Here is a 20,542-nt window from a genome sequence, read left to right as displayed (position 1 = left end):
TTAATTGAACGTGTGCTTAATAAATGATGATTTGCGTGCCATTGTTATCGAAGTGAAAATCCTCTGTCAGCTGCAATGCCTGCAGGGCCTGGCTAACAGTTTCTGACGCGAAGGAGCCACTGAATACATATCTTTTTACCTGATCATTGCGGAATATAATTTTCACCCCATACCAACGTTCCAGCAGGGTAGCCAGTTGTGCAAAGTCGAGCGATTCAAACTGCAGCCGGTTGCTCACCCAGRCTGTTTCTGATATCGTACTGTCTATCGCCGGCAGTGCATTCGCTTTTGCCTGCACTACTTTTGATATCACCTGCTTTAGTTCCAGTTTTTTTTCCGAAGATGAGATCGCATTGTTGTTATCGTACGCTACTTTTTCGTAGGGACGTAAGCGTATTTTATGCGCAGGTGTTTTATTGAGATATACTTCTACTGCACCTTCCAGCAAAGTGGTTTCATAACGGGGATCGCCGGGATAAGCTTTCACGTTAAAGGAGGTACCGAGTGCATGAATATTCATCGCGGCGGCGTGAACAATAAAAGGGCGTTTCGGATCTTTAGCTACTTCAAAGTAAGCCTCCCCTTCCAGCCATATTTCGCGACTGGAATTATTAAGATCAAACGTAACGCGGCTGGATGCATTCAGGTGTACGATGCTACCATCGCTGAGCCGGAATTGCCGCCGCTCACCATTACGGGTTTGCACCAATTCCAGATCAGGCGGTTTCGCCCGGTCACCCGGCAATAACCAGAGAGCAGCACTGAGTAAGAATCCTATGACTACCGCAGCAGCCGCCCATTTCCACCAGTCGTGCCGGAACGGGACAACTTTCGTAGCTTCCGGAGGTTCCGCTTTTGCCATCATCTCACTAAAAACAGTATCGGCAGGTGCCTCCTCTATGGGAACGGCCTGCCAGTATTGTTCCAGCAAGGTAAGCTCCTGCGCCCATTCCGGGTGCTGTTCCAGTAATTGCGTCAATTCCCGCTGACCGGCATCGTCCAGCGTGCCACTCAGTTTTGCGGTCATTAATTCATCCAGCCGGTGACTGTCCATGTATAATTTGTTTAAACGAACAAATGTTCCCTACAGGGAGAGACACGAAAATGAAACCGATTACCTACAGGAAGAGAAAATATTTTTTAGCGGACAGGAATTTTCTGGTCGAAACCGCTGCCATAGTGTTGTAATGCCTGGCGTAGGCGGCTGGTAGCTCTTACCAGTTGGGTTTCTACGGTGCGTGGGGAAATTTCCAGGAGGGCGGCTACTTCTTTGTATTTAAATCCTTCTTCGCGGACCAGGCGAAAAATGGTACGTCCCTGCGGAGATAGTGTGGCGATGGCTTTGTCGAGCCAGCCCTGCATTTCCTTCCATTCCAGCTGTGGGTGCACATCGCCGGTCAGCGGGGCGTTGTCGGCTTCCAGTTCCAGCCACTGATGCTTGTAGTGGTCACGGTGGTGATTATAACAGCGATTACGTACAGCTGTAAATAAATAGGTTTTCACATGCAGGATGGGTTCACTGTTCTTCCGGTTTTTCCAGAGCTGAATAAAAACATCGGACACGATTTCTTCTGCGGCCTCCCTGCTGATAGACAGATCTGTTGCAAAACGCACTAATCCGCCGTAAAAATGGTTAAACAACTTCCGGAACGACTGTTGATCGTCCGCTATGTAAACAGCATCCCACATTGCCTGTAAATCAGTTCCTGGCATAGACCCTTATTAGACGAAAAACATTGACCGTCAAAATAGCTAAATAATTATGATTTTTAGCAGGGCATTCATGGCAAAGATGACATAAAATTGTTGTAATGAATGCCAAAACGGCACCTGCGCCATTCTGGAAATAAATTTGAGCGCATTTATCATTATGGATAACTCAATTTCATTTCTTACGCACCAGGCGTCGAACGATTGGAGTTTATTAGATGCCTATTCCCAGACCGTTACCGGTGTAGTGGGTACTGTTGCTGAATCGGTGGTACATATAGAAGTACAGAAAAAGGTAAGCGACCGGCGTACGCGGGAAAGGCGCACGCAGGTGGGTACCGGCTCCGGCTTCATTATTTCTTCTGATGGCTTCATCATTACCAACAACCACGTGGTAGAAAATGCTGAAAGCATTAAAGTATCTTTTGTTGATGGCAGAAGAGTCAGCGCCGAAATTAAAGGCGCCGACCCCTCCACAGATATTGCCGTACTGAAAATTGATGAAACGGGGCTTAAAGCAATGCCACTCGCCGATTCATCCACTTTACAGGTAGGCCAGATCGCCATCGCTATCGGCAACCCTATGGGGCTGCAATATACTGTCACCGCCGGTGTGGTGAGCGCATTGGGACGTACCCTCCGTGCCAGCAACGGCCGGCTGATAGACGATGTGATACAAACCGATGCGGCCCTCAATCCGGGCAACAGCGGCGGACCGCTGGTCAACTCCAGGGGACAGGTCATTGGTGTAAACACTGCGGTCATCGCCTCCGCACAGGGGCTCTGCTTCGCCATCTCCTCTAATCTGGCCGCTCAGATAGCAGGACAACTAATCCTGCACGGCAAAATCAGACGGGCACAACTGGGCATCGCCGCACATCCGGTGAATCTCAGCAGCCGCATGATTGCCGCCAACAAACTATCCGTCCAAACCGGGGTATATGTGTACGAAACAGTACCGGACGGAAATTTCTACAATACCGAACTACATATCGGTGATATTATCATCGCCTTCGACGACAAACCAGTGGCTTCTGTAGATGCCCTTCACCTTCTGCTCTCAGAAAAACAGATCGGGAAAAGGATCACTGTAGATGTGCTGCGGGGAGGAAGAAAGGTAGTGGTAGAAGTGATTCCGGGAGAGATTAAACAATAGAGGAGATAACACCAGGAAATTTAAAGCTGCCCTTAAAGTCCTTTATACTTAATGGGCAGCTTTCTATAATCATGTATATATTTTGATGCCGGGCAATATCAATCAATCACCACTATTTTAGCCGCAATCACTTTTATATCGCTCCCTGTTGTCAGCATCTTTATCACATAGCAATTTGTGTTGGGCTCATAGCCGCCATTGATTTTTTCATGTTTAATGAAATCGGCGTCATTATTATCAATGGTAACCGTATCCAGCATTTCATTTACATGCATACCCATATTTAATTCCATCTTTATAAAATAAACCTTTTCAAAGATAAGCGCCCCTTTGTTTCCACTCTCCCACCAGTCAACTTCAAACTTAATAGTATCTATATTTCCAGGATCTTCCCGGTTAATAATAATGTTCTTAACTTCCGAATCATGCCAGTAGACATCGTTTACGTCAACACTCATTTTAAATGCTATTATTTGTTTTTGTATAATGCCATTGAAATTATCTATACATTAATTTCAAGACTATAAAGATTCTCCATTCAACCATTCCTATTTGCTCCTCTTCCACTAAATGCTTAAATTCCTGTTCAGAATATCTTTGTTATGAAAAACTATCTGTTACTACTCCTCACACTAACCTGCCTGCTTGCCTTTCAGCCGGCACCTCCGGTAAAAACCATCCTGCTGAAAAACATCACCCTCATAGACGGCAATGGCGGCGCTCCTGTGGAACATACCGATATCCTCATTAAAGGAGGCATTATTGTTAAAGTTGGTCCAAACCAAACCGCTAATGGCGCCACCGTCATCAACGGGCAAGGTAAAACAGTGATGCCGGCAATCATCAGCAGTCATGTACATATTGGAATGATACAGGGCAATGATAATAAAACAGATCCTTATACCCGGAAAAATATATTATCACAGTTGAAAAAATACACCGACTATGGCGTGACCAATATCCTGGTCATGGGTTCTGATGAGCCCATGCTCTTTGAAACGGGGCTGCGGGATTCGGCTGTTAATGGACTATTACCTGGTGCAAGACTGTTCTCTGCCGGCTACGGCTTTGCAGCGTTCAAAGGCGCACCTGCTATGAAGAAGATCTATCACCCCGCCACCGTGGCACAGGCTATCCGCGAAATGGACAGTGTAGCAGCGCTCAAACCCACCGTTATAAAAATGTGGGTAGATGACTTTGGCGGCTCCTCCCCTAAAATGGACAGCGCAATATATAAAGCCATCATCACGCGCGCACACCAGCATCATATACGGGTGGCAGCCCATCTGTATTACCTCGCAGATGCCCACCGCCTTGTCAGCAATGGCCTCGACATCATTGCACACAGTATCCGTGATCAGGAAATTGATGCCACATTGCTGCAACAAATGAAAACCAAAGGGACCATCTACATTCCTACCCTTTCTCTTGATGAATATGCGTATATCTATGCCCGTAAGCCGGAATGGATCGATGATCCTTTCTTCAAAGCTTCGCTGGAACCCGGCACATATGAAACGATTACCTCCCAGACATATCAGGACAACCTGAAAAACAGCCCTTCCTACCAACGGAATATACATGCCTTTGAAACAGCCCTGAAAAATGTAAAGATCATAGCAGATGCAGGCATACTGGTGGCGCTTGGCACCGATTCCGGCGCGCAGCCGGTACGCACGCAGGGGTTTTCTGAACACCTGGAAATGGAACTGCTGGTGCAGGCAGGGCTCACACCTTTACAGGCGATTACCATCGCCACCAGCAATGCGGCGAAAGCATTGAAAATAAATGATCAATACGGTACTATCTCCGTCGGAAAAACCGCAGACTTTATAATACTCGATGGCAACCCTGCACAGGATATAAAAAACACCCGCAAAATATCAGCAGTGTATAAAGCAGGTATTGAAGTAAGTAAAGGTCCATTGTTGCCATAAATATTTTTCGCACCTTCACGGCAAGAATACCCGTTAATGATAAAAATACCAATAAGACATATCCATGCTGCACAAAAAGAACTGAATGCCGCTGAAAGCTTCAACATCCGGGATCTCCAGGATGTTCTTGCCGGAGCAGATATGGTACAGGAACTTCACAGACATGACTTCTTTTATGTACTTGCGCTGAAAAAAGGAGCTGGTCAGCATGAAATAGACTTTACCCCTTACCCAATTGGTAATCATACCATTTTCTTTATGCGCCCCGGTCAGGTGCACCAACTCACCCTAAAAGCAGGAGGCACGGGATATATGATGCATTTTAGAAACGAGTTCTATTCTTCTGCTGACAATGCAGCTAGTCAACTATTACGCAAAGCCAGTAGTAACAATCAGTATACGCTTGACACCGGCAGATTTCAAAAGTTGCTGACGATCCTCGCCAATATCTTCCAGGAACATACCGACAAACAGGAACAGTACCAGGAAGTGATCAAAGCAAATATGCGGATCTTCTTTATCGAATTAACACGAAAAAATAACAATACCCCGGCCGATAAAGCGAACCTCTATGTACAAGAACAACTGGAAGCTTTCCTGGCGCTTTTGGAAACACATGTTGCTGACCATAAACAGGTGGCGCAATATGCTGAAATGCTGAATCTTTCTACCTATCAGCTCAATGCTGTCACAAAAACAACGTTAGGCAAAACCTGTTCTGAAGTGATGAATGAATATATTATACTGGAAGCCAAAAGATACCTGCTGGTAACATCTAATCAAATAAACCAGATCGCGGATCTCCTGGGATACGAAGACGTTTCCTATTTCATCAGGTTCTTTAAAAAGCATACCGGTCACTCACCGGAAACATTCAGGCATCACTTCAAATAAGTACCACACAACTACATCTTTGTCCTATCATGGCTAATGCGGCTGATCTTACTTTTGCAACAGATAAAACAATGTTGTCAAAAAGTAATCTCTTAATATGAAAACAAAGAATAAGTTAATTGCTTCCCTGAAAATCTGGATCATCATCTATCCATCTATCACCCTGTTTCTTTATTTGTTTGGCAAGCCATTATCTGCATTTCCATTATATCAGAGAACACTTTTGTTAACGATCACTTTAGTTCCCTGCATCATATTTCTTGGACTGCCACTGGTGGATATGATCATCCGCCGGATCTCCTCCCGGCACGGTAACAAAAAATGATTATTCTTTAAAAATTAAAACCCAGCAACATGACACAAACCTGGAATGAGATGTACAAAAACAAATGGGATGACCGATATAAAGAAGCAACCTACGCCTATGGAAAAGAACCCAATCTCTTTTTCAAAGAATGGCTTCAGAAATTTGAACCCGGATCTATATTGATGCCGGCAGATGGCGAAGGACGGAATGGGGTGTTTGCGGCTATGTCAGGATGGAAAGTAACTTCATTTGATCTGAGTGCTGAAGGAAAGGCTAAAGCATTACAACTCGCCGGGGAGCAGCATGTTACCATGGAGTATATGGTGGGAGACCTGGAGCAGCTACCCTTTGAAAACGCTTCCTTTGATGCCATGGGATTAATTTATGCTCATTTTGATGCCGAAAGAAAATCTATCCTTCACAAAAAATTAAATGACTATCTCAAACCAGGTGGTATCATTATCCTGGAAGCTTTCAGCAAAAGGCACCTGGAACTGAAAATCCTGGATCCTAAAGTAGGCGGTCCCGATGATCTGGATATGTTATTCTCTGAAGCAGAGATCCGTGCTGACTTTGAAAACTATGACCCGATCATGCTGATCGAAGAAGACATCCTGTTAAATGAGGGTGAGTATCATATCGGGAAAGGTGCTGTAGTTAGATTTGTAGGACGAAAGCGTTCTTCGTAACTTCCCTTATACCCGGTTATTTCTTTATAAAAAATAAAAATTTACATCAATGAAAATTATCATCGTAGGCGCAAGTGGTACCATCGGAAAGCACGTGGCAAGTTCCCTGGAAAAAGATCACGAGATTATAAGAGTAGGTTCTAAAAGTGGCGATATTCAAACCGATATTACCTCCCCTGCATCTATAGAAAATTTATTCAAACAGGCAGGTGCATTCGATGCACTGGTATGCACCGCAGGAGATGCCTATTTCGGTCCTCTGAAAAACATGACAGATAAGGAATTCAGAATAGGCGTTGAGAGCAAATTAATGGGACAAATCAACCTGGTACTCATTGGGCAACACCATATCAACCCCAAAGGTTCCTTTACTTTAACCGCCGGCGTACTGACGAATGATCCGGTGGTAAGTGGCGCTAACCCTTCTGCCGTCAATGGAGCAGTAGAAGCATTTGCACGTGCTGCTGCTATTGAACTGGAGAACGGTGTACGTATCAATGCGGTAAGTCCTACCGTGGTGGAAGAGTCCCCGGCCTACTTCCCCTATTTCCCGGGACATATTCCCGTTACCATGAAACAGGTGGTATACGGCTATCTCAAAAGTATACTCGGTGCAGGTACCGGACAGGTAATAAAAGTGATTTAATTTTTACGCCATAAAACAGTCTGTGTCCGCAGGTCATAGCCTGCGGATACAGACTTATGCAGAAAGCCAGCTCACTCAACAAAACCGCACAAACAGGTGTACAGATCCGGACATATTTAAAAAATAAAATTATCAAAAAGATTGATACTCCTAAGCCTTAACTACTGGCATCTTTTTTAACACTATCCGGCGTCAACCTGTTACTATGATAACAAACTATTTCAAGGCTGCCTGGCGGAGCTTAAAACGCTTCAAAACACATGCTGTCATCAATATATCCGGACTTGCCCTGGGAATCGCCTGTATCATACTGATTTTTACCATGGTAAAATATCACCTGAGCTTTGATACCTTCCACCCCAATAAAGACAGAATTTACAGGATTGTCACCGCCTTTCATGAAGATAAAATACGTTACAATGCCGGCGTCCCTTTTCCTTTAGGAGATGCCTTCCGCAATGATTTTGCCGTATCCGAAAAACTGGCAAGGATAGCCTCACTGGGTAAAAAAGTGATCTCCACTTCTCATGATAAAAAGTTTGAAGAAGATGTTGCTTTTGCTGATCCCTCCTACTTCGACATGCTCCGCTTTCCTTTATTAACCGGCGCCTCTGCCAGCATGCTAAAGGAACCTTATACCACTGTTATCACAGAAAGAATCGCTAAAAAATATTTCGGGACTACAGATGCTATCGGCAAAACCATTCAGCTCGATGACACCCTGCATTTTACCATAACAGGCATCCTGCAAAATATTCCGGCCAACACCGACTTCCGTGCTGAAATTTATTTCCCGTTTGATAACCTGAAAAATCATTCGCCCTGGTTAGTGGAAAAAGACTGGTGGCTGAACGTGAACAGAGGCATGCAATGTTTTGTGTTACTGAAACCAGGTGTGGCTGCAACAGATGTAAATAGTAAATTACTACCTGTTGTCTCCACAAAATATTACGATAAAGAGGCGGCAAAATTATTCCAATTCCAGCTGCAGCCTATTGCCGACATCCATTTCAATCCGGCGTTAAATGGTTACATCGAAAAGAAAAACCTGTGGGTCATGGTATTCATTGGCCTGCTGCTGATCATTACTACCTGCATCAATTTCGTAAATCTTACCATTGCCCAGGCGCTGGGACGCTCAAAAGAAATTGGCCTGCGCAAAGTATTGGGTAGTTACCGCGGACAAATTTTTCTACAGTTTATCATTGAAACAGCAGTAGTTGTTTTTATTGCCATGCTCCTGGCCTATTTGCTGGCTCAACTGGCGTTACCCTATCTCAACCACCTTTTCGATGTACAGCTGCGGATCAATATTTTGGGAGATACCTACCTCCTGTTGTTTTTACCTTTGCTATTCCTGTCGGTGGTGCTACTCTCCGGTGCATATCCCGGAATGATCATCGCCGGCTTTCAACCAATACTGGCCCTTAAAAATAAACTGTCGCAAAAAAATGCAGGTGGCCTGTCACTCAGAAAAGGGCTCGTCATTACGCAGTTTGCGATTTCTCAGTTACTGATTATCGGTACCATCGTGATTGCCAACCAGATGCGCTATTCCAAAGAAGCAAACCCCGGGTTCCGGAAAGATGCCATCGTGATGTTGCCGGTTCCCGATAACAGTGCTTCAAAGTTAAGTACCCTGCGATCATTATTATCCCAGATTCCGGGAGTGGAGCAGGTTACTTTTTGCGGCAATGCCCCTGCCACCGCCAAATCTCCTTCTACCAGCATCCTGTTTGATACCCGGACAGAAGCAGAAAAGTTTACTATTTACAACAGGGCCGGCGATGCCAATTATGTAGGCACGTTTGGTTTACAGCTCCTGGCTGGTCGCAACCTGCTGCCTTCAGATACCGCACGGGAGTTCCTCGTGAATGAAACTACCGTAAAAAGTCTCCAACTGGCATCCAATGAAGCCGTGTTAGGCAAACAAGTCAATATTAATGGAGGTAAGGGCAGCGTAGTAGGTGTGGTAAAAGATTTTCACACACGCTCGTTCCATGAAGCCATAGACCCTATATTTATCTCTACCATCAGTGATAACTATTCCAATTGCGCCATAAAGATGAATATGGATCAATTCCAGAAAATGGAACCTGTGATGGCAAAAGCCTGGAAAGATGTTTATCCGCAATACTTTTATAAATACGCTTTCCTCGACGAACAACTCGCCGAATTCTATAAACTGGACATGATGATCTTCCGGCTGATCAAAATGTTCACCGGCATCTCTATTATCATTGGCTGTATTGGATTGTATGGCCTTGTATCTTTTATGGCTGCCCAAAGAACCAAAGAGGTAGGGATCCGGAAAACACTGGGCGCCAGTGTAGAAAGTATTGTATGGCTGTTCAGCAAAGAATTTATCTATATGTTGCTGATGGCTTTTATGGTGGCAGCACCGCTGGCCTGGCTCGCCATGAGCCGCTGGCTGGATACTTTTGCTTATCGCATTAACCTGGGCATCAGCGTTTTTGCGCTCGCCATCGTTATCTCTATTGTAGTCGTAATGCTCACCGTGGGTTACACGGCTATAAAGACCGCCCTCATGAACCCGGTGAAAAGTCTGAAATCCGAGTAGACTTACCATTTAATCCTATATTCAAGAAGGGGATCGCTGCCGTTAGCAATGATCCCCTTCTTCATTTCTCCCAGTTCATTCTTTTTTTGCGCGTCTTAGGCTGCATTAATAAATTCGTAAACCGGGAAATCGAAAACAAATACTATCACATGCATACATCCTCCGCAAAATACACAATACTTATTTCCCTGACCCTTTCACTTTTAACATACTGGCATTAATGGCTACCATTACAGTGCTGACAGTCATCAAAACCGCTCCGGCAGCGGGACTCAGCAAAATACCTTCTTTATACAATACCCCGGCCGCTAACGGTAACGCCACTATATTATAGCCCGTTGCCCAGGCCAGGTTTTGAATCATTTTACGCCAGGTGGCTTTCCCAAATAAAATCAGGTTCACCACATCCTGAGGATTACTGTTCACCAGCACAATACCCGCCGTTTCTGCTGCCACATCACTTCCACTGCCAATCGCAATGCCCACATTGGCCTGTGCCAATGCCGGCGCATCATTTATTCCATCGCCCGTCATGGCCACAAACTCGCCATGCTGCTGTAATTCCTTGATTTTGTCCAGCTTCTGATGCGGCAATACTTCCGCGATGAAACTATCCATACCCAACGTTTTACTCACGCTTTCCGCCACCACTTTATTATCCCCTGTGAGCAACACCGTTTTAATATTATTTGCTTTTAATGTAGCAATAGCCCCTGCAGATTCCGGTCTGATCTGATCTGCCAGCGCAATAAAACCTGCAATCACCTCATTCATCATTACATAAACAACCGTCTCCCCGGATTGTATGTCTGCGCTCACATTACGGTCCTTAAACTGCTCTGTTATAAAACCCGGACTCACCACTTTCACATCTTTGCCATCTACCCGGCCTGTGATTCCTTTGCCCGTAATCGCTGTCACATTTTCTGCCGCCGGCACCGATAACTGCAATGCTTTGACCTTACTGATAATCCCCGTAGCAATAGGATGCTCAGAGCTACCCTCCAGCGCCGCCGCCATTTGCAGGATCATTTCTTTCGATCCCCCCTGTTGTATTGCTTCAAAACGTACCACTTCAAAACGTCCCACCGTAAGGGTACCCGTTTTATCAAATACGATGGTGGTGATTTTACGTGAATTCTCAAAGTCCGTGCGGTTTTTAATCAACAGTCCATGCCTTGCAGAAAGCGCCGTGGATTTTGCTATCACCAGCGGCACTGCCAGCCCTAACGCATGCGGACAACAAATAACGATCACCGTTACCATCCGCTCTATGGCGAAAGATAAATCCCTGCCACTTAACCACCAGTATAAGAAAGTAGCTACCCCGGCAAGAATAGCGATCAGCGTCAGCCAACGTGCCGCCTTATCTGCCAGCAACTGCGTTTTTGATTTGGATTGCTGCGCATCCTGCACCAGCTTCACTACCTGCGATAAATAAGAGTCTTCCGCCCCATGTGTCACCAGCACTTTAATAGCGCCATTGCCATTGATAGATCCCGCAATGACTTTATCATTTTTCTGCTTCTGCACCGGTTTCGATTCGCCCGTCAGCATACTCTCATTCAAATAGGTTTCCCCTTCTGTAATGCTGCCATCCGCAGCTACTTTTTCTCCCGGCTTAATTAAAATGATATCTCCGGCTTTGAGTGTAGCTGTTTTTACTTCCATGACATGCTCCCCATGCACCAGGTGTGCCTCATCCGGCATCAGCTGTACCAGCAACTCCAACTCCCTGGATGCACCGGCTACCGATTTCATTTCAATCCAATGCCCCAGCAACATGATGAGGATCAACGTAGTCAACTCCCAGAAAAAATCCATTCCTGACAAACCTAATACAGTGGCCACGCTGTAGATATATGCCACAGTAATAGCAAATCCTATCAATGTCATCATACCCGGCTCCCAGGCCTTCATCTCTTCATACCAGCCTTTCAGAAATGGCCAGCCACCGTATACAAAGACTACAGACGACAGTAGCATCAATACGTATGCATCTCCCGGAAAACTAATCGTAATGCCCAGCCAGTGCTGGATCATTTTTGATAATAACATCACCGGGATGGTGAGTACCAACACGATATAAAAACGTTTCCGGAAATCGGCGATCATCATGGCATGATGATCGTGATGCCCGCTGTGTCCTTTGGCGGCATGATCATGTGCCGACATATCATGTTCCATTTTCATTTCCGTATGCTGATGTTGATGTTCCATTGCTGTTAGTTTAGTAGCTTAATGTAATCCCCGCGCCTAATCCCATGTCACTGTCGTAATGCGTTGAAAACGCAAAGTTCTTGGTCACAATATACCGGAACCCTGCCATGTACTCTTTATCGGTGTTCACCATAAAACTGAAGCGCAGCCGCTTTGTTACCGGTACGTCATCCCGCATCAGCTGAAACCGCAGCCGCCCATCTGTATCCACAGAGGCATCTGCCACAATCAGCATCGGCAAAGTATACTCCAACCCTACGTGAAACACCTGTCTGAAATCTTTGGTATTCTTTTGTCCGAATAAATTTTTCTCCGGTTCGTCCATCTTACGGTAACGCACATCCCATCCCACGTAGGGAAATAACCATTGCATTTTACCAAAGTATCGTCCAAAATGACTCTCGCTCTCGTAACCATGCCGGTCATTTAATCCCAGGCGCCATTCGGTAGACAAACGGTAACGTGTATTCGCCACCATGATTTCGCCGTCACTGCCGGTACTTTCAAGTCCAACTCTGGCCATGGTATGCAACATGCGATCATCTTTCTTCAGCATACGGTAAGCCATCGCCGGATCCGGCACCTCCGGATTGGGTGGTGAATTTTCATAGCTGAACACACGTCCCATCCCACTCATCATGTGATAGAGAATATGACAGTGAAAGAACCAGTCCCCGCTTTCTGTGGCGGCAAATTCAATCGTATCCGTTTCCATAGGCATGATGTCCAGCACGGTTTTCAGCGGAGAATATTCTCCCTGTCCATTCAATACCCTGAAAAAATGTCCATGCAAATGCATCGGATGCCGCATCATCGTATTGTTATACAACACGATTCTTACAATCTCTCCTTTCTTAATTAAGATCTTATCTGTTTCGGAAACTGTTTTGTTATTGATACTCCATACATAACGATTCATATTACCCGTTAGTTCAAAATTCAACAGCTTCACCGGCCCTGCAGGTAAAGTGGTTTTCTCCGGAGCTTTTAACATGCCATAGTTCAGTGTTACAATATCTCCGGCGGTGCTGTCCATCTGCATACCATGCATATCATGGGCCATAGGAGCAGACTTATCATCGCCGGTGATTTCGGGATACATCACAGTGTTCATGTCCATTTGCTGATTCGTCATCTGCATGCCATCACTGGTATCCAGGTCCCCGTTCATCTTCATCATGTCATTCATCATCTTCATCCCTTCAAAATATTTCAACCGGGGCAATGGTTTAGCCGGCATTTTCATGCCCTGTCCCAGCCACAGGGAAGTACTACCAGTACGATCTTCGGCAGTGGCCATAAATTCATACTGCATATTATCCGGTATGGTCACTATCACATCATAGGTTTCTGATACGCCTACCAGCAGACGATCCACTTCTACCGGTTCCACATCTGCTCCATCATTGGCTACCACCGCGATTTTACCGCCGGCATAATGCAGCCAGAAATAAGTGGAAGAGCTACCATTTATAATGCGCAATCTTACTTTATCGCCGGCCTTGAACTGGGGTTGTTCCGCCACTGCTTTACCATTTGTGAGAAAACGTTCATAATACACGTCACTCACATCCATGGCATTCATACGTTTCCATTCATTGGTCACCTTGGTAGAAAAATGTTTATGCTGAATGGCTTCGGAATAACTCTGTACAGATCCTTTCTTAATCGCAAACCAGTCGTTGGCATTGTGCAGATAGCGGTTCACGGTATGCGGATGCATATCTGTCCAGTCGCTCAGCAACATCGTATATTCCTTTGCGTTAGTTTCATTTCTTTTATGGATAACAATCGCGCCATACATCCCGCTCTGTTCCTGGAACATGGTATGACTGTGGTACCAGTAAGTACCATGTTGTACAATGGGGAATCTGTACAGATGTGTTTCTCCTGCTTTTACAGGACTGGTAGTGAGGTAGGAAACACCATCATACTGGTTGGGTAAAATAAGCCCATGCCAGTGAATAGACGTCTCCTCTTTCAGGGTGTTGTGTACGTATATTTCAGCGGTATCTCCTTCCGTCAAATGGAGGGTGGGTCCTGGAATGGTACCGTTAATAGACAGGGCATGCTTTGTTTTACCGGAGTAATTCACCATGGTATCACCTACATACAGATCGTATCGGATCACCCTGGGAGCCTGATTTAAAGAAGCCTGTGCAGCAACTACACTACACAGGCTCATCAATGTTATATACAGAAATACTGCTTTCATAATTCAAATTAAAGTACTACTTAATGGTATCACTTACTTTACCACAGGTCAGCATCTGATTACCATAGTAAGGATTTTTAATAGCGTTGCTGCTGCTTAACCAGTACGCTTTTTTCATGGGGCAGTATTCCTGGTATACTGGTTGTGCGGACAGTGGTACCGCTTTGGCCAGTAAATAAAAGTTATCGGAGAAGGTTTTGAAATATTCCCGCTGTTTGCTGATATCTTTTGTGCCAGACATTGCTTTGGCATCGGCCAACAGTTTCTCCGACAATGGCATATAAGCGGTATGTGTAGCAGCGGGCATGGATGTCATATCTACACTGGCAGCGGCTTTTGCGAATTCATCGGCCTGAGCGGCTACTGCCGTTGCATTGCTGCTGATCAGTGCATCTTTAATCTGATAATAGTGAGAAAGTAAAGGAGACAGTTGCGCAGATACTGTTTTATCCTGTGCCATGCTTTGCTGAAAAAATGCGGCCACCAATACTATTCCTGCCAGTAATATCTTTTTCATGTTAAATTGTTTTATTTTTTTAAGAAATTCATCCATGCCCGGAGGCGGCTGTATTAAGACAATGCTTCCGCTTTATAACCTGCTTTTTCTATTGCTACCCTGACTTCGCTTTTATCCAAATTTTCTTTTGACACGGTCAATACTTTATCCGGGCTGGCCAGGTCTACGCTCCAGTTATCAGCGCCGGCGAGGTTATTTAATACAGGCGTTACCGTTGCTATACATCCTGAACATTTAATGTTTGTTTTAAACTGTACTGTTTCCATTGTATGATTCTTTTTTTTCGTGAGATGAATATTTATTTGATGTTGTAAAATTACGTACGAAGGAAGCGTGTGTTGTTATACAATTCATGATTCCTTTTACATAATTATAGTTTTGCCATTTTGAGGCGTAAGCTGTTGCTGACTACACTCACTGAGCTTAATGCCATCGCAGCCCCTGCAATCATGGGATCCAGTAAGAAACCATTGACCGGGAATAAAATACCCGCCGCAATGGGAATACCGATGATATTATATATAAACGCCCAGAAGAGATTTTGTTTAATGGTGCGGACAGTTTTTCCGGATAATTTGAATGCCCGGGGAATACTGTTCAGGTCAGAGGTGATCAGAGTCATCTTTGCCACATCCATGGCAATATCGGATCCCTTCCCCATGGCGATGCTCACATCTGCCTGCGCCAGTGCCTGCGAATCGTTGATACCATCACCGGCCATGGCCACCACTTTACCGGACTGTTGTAATTCTTTTACAAAAGCTGCTTTAAAGGCTGGCAGCACTTCTGCCCGGTAATGCTTAATGCCTACCTGTTGCGCCACTGCCGCCGCGGTGTGGGCATTGTCACCTGTCAGCATATATACTTCTATTCCACTGCGCTGCAATGTTTCAATCGCTGCTTTGGAAGTGGCTTTAATTTTGTCTGCAATCGCGACCACGGCCAGCAAGGTCGTGCCGGTAGCAAAATAGATCACAGTGTTGGCGGCCGCCTGTAAAGCGCCTGCCTTGGCGGTAATCGCTCCATCCATGATCACGCCATGTGCCTGCATCAGCTTCAGATTACCTGCATACCAGGTGCGGCCATCATAATTTCCTTCCACCCCTTGTCCGGTAATACTTTCAAAGTGTTGCAGGGTGACAGGTTTGGTATGATCCCCTTCCAGGTGAGCTACCACGGCTTCTGCCAGCGGATGCTCCGATTGACGTTCCAGCGCGTATAAAACTGCTGCGGCATTAGTATCTGTAATGTTCCAGATAATATCTGTCACCACCGGCTTGCCTTCTGTAATGGTACCTGTTTTGTCCAGTATCAGGGCATTTACTTTATGCGCCAGCTCCAGGCTTTCTGCATCCCTGATGAGGATATTATTTTCGGCGCCCTTACCTACACCTACCATGATAGCGGTAGGTGTGGCCAGTCCCAGCGCACAGGGGCAGGCAATCACCAGTACGGTAACAGCGGTGAGCAAAGCATGACTAAAAGCATTGTCTGTGCCCAATACCATCCATGTGATGAAAGTTAAGATAGCAATACCTATCACCACCGGTACGAAGATGCCGGCAATTTTATCGACCAGTTTCTGCACCGGCGCTTTACTCCCCTGGGCTTCCTGCACCATTTTAATGATCTGAGCCAGCAGCGTGTCTGCCCCTACTTTTTCAGCCCGGAACTGAAAGCTCCCTTTCTGATTGATAGTACCGGCAAACACGGAGTCGCCTGCCTTCTTAGCCACCGGTACGGGTTCACCGGTAATCATACTTTCATCTACATACGAAGTACCGTTGTCTACTTTACCATCCACCGGGATCTTCTCACCTGGCTTTACCACCAGCAGATCGTTTACCTGTACCTGTGCAATGGGAATTTCGGTGGTACTGCCATCACTGCCTACCAGCAACACGGTTTTAGGCTGTAAGCCGATCAGTTTTTTGATGGCAGAAGAAGTATTTGATTTTGCTTTTTCTTCCAGTAATTTTCCGAGAGAGATAAAGGCGATGACTACCGCTGCTGCTTCAAAGTAAACATGTGCATGCAAGCCACGTTGGTGCCAGAATTCAGGGTAAAAAGTATTAAAGGCACTGAATAGCCAGGCAATACCGGTGCTCAATGCTACCAGGGTGTCCATATTGGCTTTACCGTGTCGGGCTTGTTTCCACGCGTTCACAAAAAAGTGACGGCCCAGAAAAAATACCACAGGTGTGGCAAACGCCATCATGATATAGTTGCCATAGGGCATATCCATGAAAAACATACCTATAATCACTACCGGCAACGACAGGGCAGCCGACCAGATGGTTCTTTGTTTTACCTGTTGGTAATGCTTTTGCTGTGCAGCAGCCTGTTCTTCCTCCTGGTTTTCCTTGTTGATCAGCAAGTCGTAGCCCACACTGCGGACGCTGCTTTGCAGCCCTTCCGGCGTAACCACGCCGGGGTCATACACTACCCAGGCACGCTGGTTGGCGAAGTTCACCCCTGCATCTTCCACACCAGTTACTGATTTCAGCATAGATTCTACGCTGACAGCACAGGCGGCACAGGTCATTTCCAGCACCGGGAATGATTCTTTAATCTGATTCTTTGTACGTGCAGCAACAGGCTGCGCGGATATAGCGATTGACATAATTGACTAATTTTATTATGCAAAGCTACTCCCCGCAGGAAGGGGAATTGTTACACTATTTAGTATTAGTTGTATATAATTTTAAGTATTACCGGAACAGATCCCGGTGTCATATCTACTTCAAAACCACCATTTCCTACGTTAACGGCTATACCGGACAACGTTTAACGGGCAAGCAGGCCGTTATGTTATTATCTATCGCTCATTTCCAGGGAGCAGAATGCCGCTTAACAAACCATTCCCATATAAAAGTTATAAAATAAAAAATGTCTTTCTTACATTTATACTCGCATAGCGATTCCACGGGGTTTCCCTGACAACTTTATTCAGACAATACCACAATTATGAAAAAAAGAGTTTTATTATTGGCGGCTACCATGATAAGTTCCATGGCCTTCGCTACCGTTCGTTTGCCCAACATTTTCGGGGATAATATGATCCTGCAGCGTGATAAGCCAATTCCTGTATGGGGCTGGGCAGATAAGAATGAAAAGATTACCATCCGGTTTAATCAGCAAACAAAGACCGTCAAAGCAGATAAAAACGGGCAGTGGAAAGTATTGCTGAATCCCGAAAAAGCCGGCGGCCCCTATAACCTGTCGGTAAAAGGTCAAAACGACATTACGGTACATGATGTCCTCATGGGGGATGTATGGATCTGCAGCGGGCAGTCGAACATGGAGTTTCATGTCAAAGATGTGTTGAATGCCGACAGAGAAAAGGCGGCTTCCGCCAACCCTGATATCCGGCACTTTTATTTACCGAAAGATATTTCCGCCACGCCCAAAGCCGATATCAAGCAAAGCGCCTGGTTACCTGCCAGTCCTGAAAATACCGGTGATTTCACAGCCGTAGGCTACTTCTTTGCCCGTACACTCAATGAACAACTACATGTACCCATTGGCTTAATACATACTTCCTGGGGTGGCACCATCGTGGAAACATGGATCAGCCGCGAAGGCCTGACTGACAACGAAGCCTTCAGTGACCTGATGAAAAACACACCGGTATTGAACCTGGATTCTTTCGCTCTCGTCAACAAAAACAGGGTAGCAAAAACCATTCAAACATTACAGGGCGGTTTGCCAGATGCTGCTACTGCCACCTCCTGGTCGTCAGAAAATATCGCCGACCAGTCGTGGCTGAAAATGAAAGTTCCCGGTGCATGGGAAACACAACAGCTTCCTGATTTTGATGGAGAAGTATGGTTCCGCAACAACTTTAATATAGCGCCCGCAGACGCCGGCAAACCGGCAGAACTGAGTCTGGGCCCAATAGACGATAACGATGTTACCTATATCAATGGCACGCGTGTAGGCAGCACTAATCTGTACAGTGCCAGCCGCGTGTATCAGATACCGGCAGGTGTATTAAAAGCAGGCAATAATGTGATTGCCGTAAAAATACAGGACACCGGCGGCGGTGGCGGCTTTACAGGGGAATCGTCCGATCTGTTTGTAAACATAGCCGGCCACAAACAATCACTGGCAGGCAACTGGGCGTTCCGCATCGCTTCCGTGATCACTGCAGACAATAACGTTGGTCCAAACAGCTACCCTTCCCTGCTGTATAATGCCATGATCCATCCGATAATACCTTTTGCTATTAAAGGCGCCATCTGGTACCAGGGCGAAAGTAATGCTGACCGTGCCTACCAATACAGAAAAGCCTTTCCGCTGCTGATCAACGACTGGCGCAGGTTATGGAACCAGGGCGAATTTCCGTTTTACTTTGTACAACTGGCCAGCTTCAACTCCGCCAACGGTAACAGTCAAAACGGTAGCAAATGGGCAGAGCTGAGAGAAGCACAAACCCTCTCTCTCAACGTCCCTAATACAGGCATGGCCGTTATCACGGATATAGGTGAGCCTAAAGATATTCACCCAAGAAACAAACAGGATGTGGGCAAAAGATTGGCCGCGGTAGCGCTGCATAACACCTATGGACAAAATAATATATTCAGCGGCCCTGTATATCAGTCTATGCAAACAAACGGTAACAAAATCACACTCAGCTTTACCAGCACCGGCGGCGGTTTAACGGTTAAAGATAAATATGGTTACATCAGAGGATTTGAAATAGCCGGCACTGATCAGCAATTTCATTATGCCAAAGCATACATCGATGGAGATAAAGTAGTGGTATACACAGATGAAGTAAGCAGCCCGGTAGCCGTACGTTATGGTTGGGCAGATGATAACCTGGAAGATAACCTCTTTAATAAAGAAGGCTTTCCGGCAGCCCCCTTCCGCACTGATAACTGGAAGAGTGTTACGGAAGATAAGAAATACAGCGTGCGATAAGTATATACAGATCATGGGAAGTGTTTCAGGAACACTTCTTTATAATATAAAAAACAAGGAGGGGCTTTGCAGTTAATGCTGTAAAGCCCCTCCTTGTTTAAGATCGTTTTAAAACAACAATGGCGCGGGCAATAAAACAACTTCTTCTCCTGCCACCACTGCAGCCAGCGATTGTATCAGTTTTCGTACCTGCGTCAACGTTCCTTCATCTGTAATCACACCCTGATCGTTTACTTTTGTTTTTACACCGGACACCACCAATTGTGCCTCCTCACTTATTTTTGACTCAATAATCAACAAGGTTCCCAGCAAAGACTGATGTGCCTTATGGCCTGAAGTACCCGCCGTAATTAACGCCACCGGCTTTTTAGAAAAGTGCATGGAAGACACCGTCCAGTCTATCGCATTCTTTAATGTTCCCGGTACCCCAATCGCATATTCAGGCGTGCAGATCAACACCGCATCCGCCTGTACCAACTGCTGCCGGAATGCCTGTACCGGCGCAGGTGCACTATCAGGTTCCATATCCAGATCAGGATTGAAATGCGGAATAGCTGTTAATCCCTCTAATATCCGCACCTGGAATATATCAGCACTCAGGTCTGTGATCGCCTTAATGAGATGGTGATTGGAAGAAGATTGTCGTGTACTGCCACAAATCGCCAATACATTTATTTTGTTACTCATAATAGTTTATTATTTTTATTGGTGCTGCTCCGGTGAATCGGGGTCCAAAGATAAATC

17 protein-coding genes are annotated in these 20,542 nt (G+C 45.6%); 8 read left to right on the top strand and 9 right to left on the bottom strand.

The window, feature by feature from the left end:
* Positions 1-16: 16 nt before the first annotated feature.
* Both AB4Z08_RS19920 and AB4Z08_RS19915 read right to left on the bottom strand, forming a co-directional pair.
* The gene (locus AB4Z08_RS19920; RefSeq protein WP_441575531.1) at positions 17-1,054 is read right to left on the bottom strand and encodes a FecR domain-containing protein; all 1,038 of its coding nucleotides are present in this window, start codon (positions 1,052-1,054) and stop codon (positions 17-19) included.
* An 86-nt stretch (positions 1,055-1,140) separates the two neighbouring features.
* On the bottom strand, positions 1,141-1,713 hold the full coding sequence (locus tag AB4Z08_RS19915; protein WP_441575530.1) for an RNA polymerase sigma-70 factor: 573 nt from the start codon (positions 1,711-1,713) through the stop codon (positions 1,141-1,143).
* Between the two features lie 157 nt (positions 1,714-1,870).
* On the opposite strand from AB4Z08_RS19915, the gene AB4Z08_RS19910 reads away from it, so the two are divergent.
* Positions 1,871-2,866, top strand: a complete 996-nt coding sequence (locus AB4Z08_RS19910) for a S1C family serine protease (RefSeq protein ID WP_441575529.1) — start codon at positions 1,871-1,873, stop codon at positions 2,864-2,866.
* A 98-nt stretch (positions 2,867-2,964) separates the two neighbouring features.
* On the opposite strand, the gene AB4Z08_RS19905 is transcribed toward AB4Z08_RS19910, so the two are convergent.
* A complete protein-coding gene (locus AB4Z08_RS19905; protein WP_441575528.1) occupies positions 2,965-3,324 on the bottom strand; it encodes a hypothetical protein in 360 nt (119 codons plus the stop codon).
* Between the two features lie 144 nt (positions 3,325-3,468).
* On the opposite strand from AB4Z08_RS19905, the gene AB4Z08_RS19900 reads away from it, so the two are divergent.
* From AB4Z08_RS19900 to AB4Z08_RS19875, 6 genes are all read left to right on the top strand, one after another.
* On the top strand, positions 3,469-4,803 hold the full coding sequence (locus tag AB4Z08_RS19900; protein WP_441575527.1) for an amidohydrolase family protein: 1,335 nt from the start codon (positions 3,469-3,471) through the stop codon (positions 4,801-4,803).
* Between the two features lie 36 nt (positions 4,804-4,839).
* Positions 4,840-5,697 carry an AraC family transcriptional regulator gene (locus AB4Z08_RS19895; protein WP_441575526.1) on the top strand — a complete coding sequence of 286 codons (858 nt, stop codon included), beginning with the start codon at positions 4,840-4,842 and terminating at the stop codon, positions 5,695-5,697.
* Positions 5,698-5,794: 97 nt separating this feature from the next.
* Positions 5,795-6,022, top strand: a complete 228-nt coding sequence (locus AB4Z08_RS19890) for a hypothetical protein (protein ID WP_441575525.1) — start codon at positions 5,795-5,797, stop codon at positions 6,020-6,022.
* Positions 6,023-6,051: 29 nt separating this feature from the next.
* Positions 6,052-6,693, top strand: a complete 642-nt coding sequence (locus AB4Z08_RS19885) for a class I SAM-dependent methyltransferase (RefSeq protein ID WP_441575524.1) — start codon at positions 6,052-6,054, stop codon at positions 6,691-6,693.
* A gap of 49 nt (positions 6,694-6,742) precedes the next feature.
* Positions 6,743-7,339 carry a short chain dehydrogenase gene (locus AB4Z08_RS19880; RefSeq protein WP_441575523.1) on the top strand — a complete coding sequence of 199 codons (597 nt, stop codon included), beginning with the start codon at positions 6,743-6,745 and terminating at the stop codon, positions 7,337-7,339.
* A 205-nt stretch (positions 7,340-7,544) separates the two neighbouring features.
* Entirely contained in the window at positions 7,545-9,920 is a 2,376-nt protein-coding gene (locus AB4Z08_RS19875) for an ABC transporter permease (RefSeq protein ID WP_441575522.1), read from the top strand.
* A 180-nt stretch (positions 9,921-10,100) separates the two neighbouring features.
* Here the strand turns inward: AB4Z08_RS19875 and AB4Z08_RS19870 are convergent, their stop codons facing one another.
* The 5 genes from AB4Z08_RS19870 to AB4Z08_RS19850 all read right to left on the bottom strand — a co-directional run bounded on the left by AB4Z08_RS19870 (position 10,101) and on the right by AB4Z08_RS19850 (position 17,495).
* Positions 10,101-12,140, bottom strand: a complete 2,040-nt coding sequence (locus tag AB4Z08_RS19870; protein WP_441575521.1) for a copper-translocating P-type ATPase — start codon at positions 12,138-12,140, stop codon at positions 10,101-10,103.
* Between the two features lie 10 nt (positions 12,141-12,150).
* A complete protein-coding gene (locus AB4Z08_RS19865; RefSeq protein ID WP_441575520.1) occupies positions 12,151-14,355 on the bottom strand; it encodes a multicopper oxidase domain-containing protein in 2,205 nt (734 codons plus the stop codon).
* Positions 14,356-14,371: 16 nt separating this feature from the next.
* The gene (locus AB4Z08_RS19860) at positions 14,372-14,872 is read right to left on the bottom strand and encodes a DUF3347 domain-containing protein (RefSeq protein WP_441575519.1); all 501 of its coding nucleotides are present in this window, start codon (positions 14,870-14,872) and stop codon (positions 14,372-14,374) included.
* 53 nt (positions 14,873-14,925) lie between these two features.
* Positions 14,926-15,138 (bottom strand): heavy-metal-associated domain-containing protein, encoded by a 213-nt coding sequence (locus AB4Z08_RS19855; protein ID WP_441575518.1) that lies wholly within the window; start codon positions 15,136-15,138, stop codon positions 14,926-14,928.
* A gap of 104 nt (positions 15,139-15,242) precedes the next feature.
* Complete coding sequence (locus AB4Z08_RS19850) at positions 15,243-17,495, bottom strand: heavy metal translocating P-type ATPase (protein ID WP_441575517.1); 2,253 nt, start codon at positions 17,493-17,495, stop codon at positions 15,243-15,245.
* Positions 17,496-17,839: 344 nt separating this feature from the next.
* Here AB4Z08_RS19850 and AB4Z08_RS19845 point away from each other — a divergent pair, with 344 nt between their 5' ends.
* Positions 17,840-19,798, top strand: coding sequence for a sialate O-acetylesterase (locus tag AB4Z08_RS19845; protein WP_441575516.1), 1,959 nt, complete (start codon positions 17,840-17,842; stop codon positions 19,796-19,798).
* A 108-nt stretch (positions 19,799-19,906) separates the two neighbouring features.
* Here the strand turns inward: AB4Z08_RS19845 and AB4Z08_RS19840 are convergent, their stop codons facing one another.
* Complete coding sequence (locus AB4Z08_RS19840) at positions 19,907-20,485, bottom strand: NADPH-dependent FMN reductase (protein WP_441575515.1); 579 nt, start codon at positions 20,483-20,485, stop codon at positions 19,907-19,909.
* Between the last annotated feature and the right edge of the window lie 57 nt (positions 20,486-20,542).

This window comes from Chitinophaga sp. RAB17 (genome assembly GCF_052114225.1).
In the GTDB taxonomy this organism is placed as follows: Bacteria; Bacteroidota; Bacteroidia; order Chitinophagales; family Chitinophagaceae; genus Chitinophaga.
This window is presented reverse-complemented; position numbering and strand designations above follow the sequence as displayed.

Coding starts and splice junctions, on each gene's coding strand:
- AB4Z08_RS19915 (WP_441575530.1), bottom strand. CDS start 1,713: ATGCCAGGAACTGATTTACAGGCAATGTGGGATGCTGTTTACATAGCG.
- AB4Z08_RS19910 (WP_441575529.1), top strand. CDS start 1,871: ATGGATAACTCAATTTCATTTCTTACGCACCAGGCGTCGAACGATTGG.
- AB4Z08_RS19905 (WP_441575528.1), bottom strand. CDS start 3,324: ATGAGTGTTGACGTAAACGATGTCTACTGGCATGATTCGGAAGTTAAG.
- AB4Z08_RS19900 (WP_441575527.1), top strand. CDS start 3,469: ATGAAAAACTATCTGTTACTACTCCTCACACTAACCTGCCTGCTTGCC.
- AB4Z08_RS19895 (WP_441575526.1), top strand. CDS start 4,840: ATGATAAAAATACCAATAAGACATATCCATGCTGCACAAAAAGAACTG.
- AB4Z08_RS19890 (WP_441575525.1), top strand. CDS start 5,795: ATGAAAACAAAGAATAAGTTAATTGCTTCCCTGAAAATCTGGATCATC.
- AB4Z08_RS19885 (WP_441575524.1), top strand. CDS start 6,052: ATGACACAAACCTGGAATGAGATGTACAAAAACAAATGGGATGACCGA.
- AB4Z08_RS19880 (WP_441575523.1), top strand. CDS start 6,743: ATGAAAATTATCATCGTAGGCGCAAGTGGTACCATCGGAAAGCACGTG.
- AB4Z08_RS19875 (WP_441575522.1), top strand. CDS start 7,545: ATGATAACAAACTATTTCAAGGCTGCCTGGCGGAGCTTAAAACGCTTC.
- AB4Z08_RS19870 (WP_441575521.1), bottom strand. CDS start 12,140: ATGGAACATCAACATCAGCATACGGAAATGAAAATGGAACATGATATG.
- AB4Z08_RS19865 (WP_441575520.1), bottom strand. CDS start 14,355: ATGAAAGCAGTATTTCTGTATATAACATTGATGAGCCTGTGTAGTGTA.
- AB4Z08_RS19860 (WP_441575519.1), bottom strand. CDS start 14,872: ATGAAAAAGATATTACTGGCAGGAATAGTATTGGTGGCCGCATTTTTT.
- AB4Z08_RS19855 (WP_441575518.1), bottom strand. CDS start 15,138: ATGGAAACAGTACAGTTTAAAACAAACATTAAATGTTCAGGATGTATA.
- AB4Z08_RS19850 (WP_441575517.1), bottom strand. CDS start 17,495: ATGTCAATCGCTATATCCGCGCAGCCTGTTGCTGCACGTACAAAGAAT.
- AB4Z08_RS19845 (WP_441575516.1), top strand. CDS start 17,840: ATGAAAAAAAGAGTTTTATTATTGGCGGCTACCATGATAAGTTCCATG.
- AB4Z08_RS19840 (WP_441575515.1), bottom strand. CDS start 20,485: ATGAGTAACAAAATAAATGTATTGGCGATTTGTGGCAGTACACGACAA.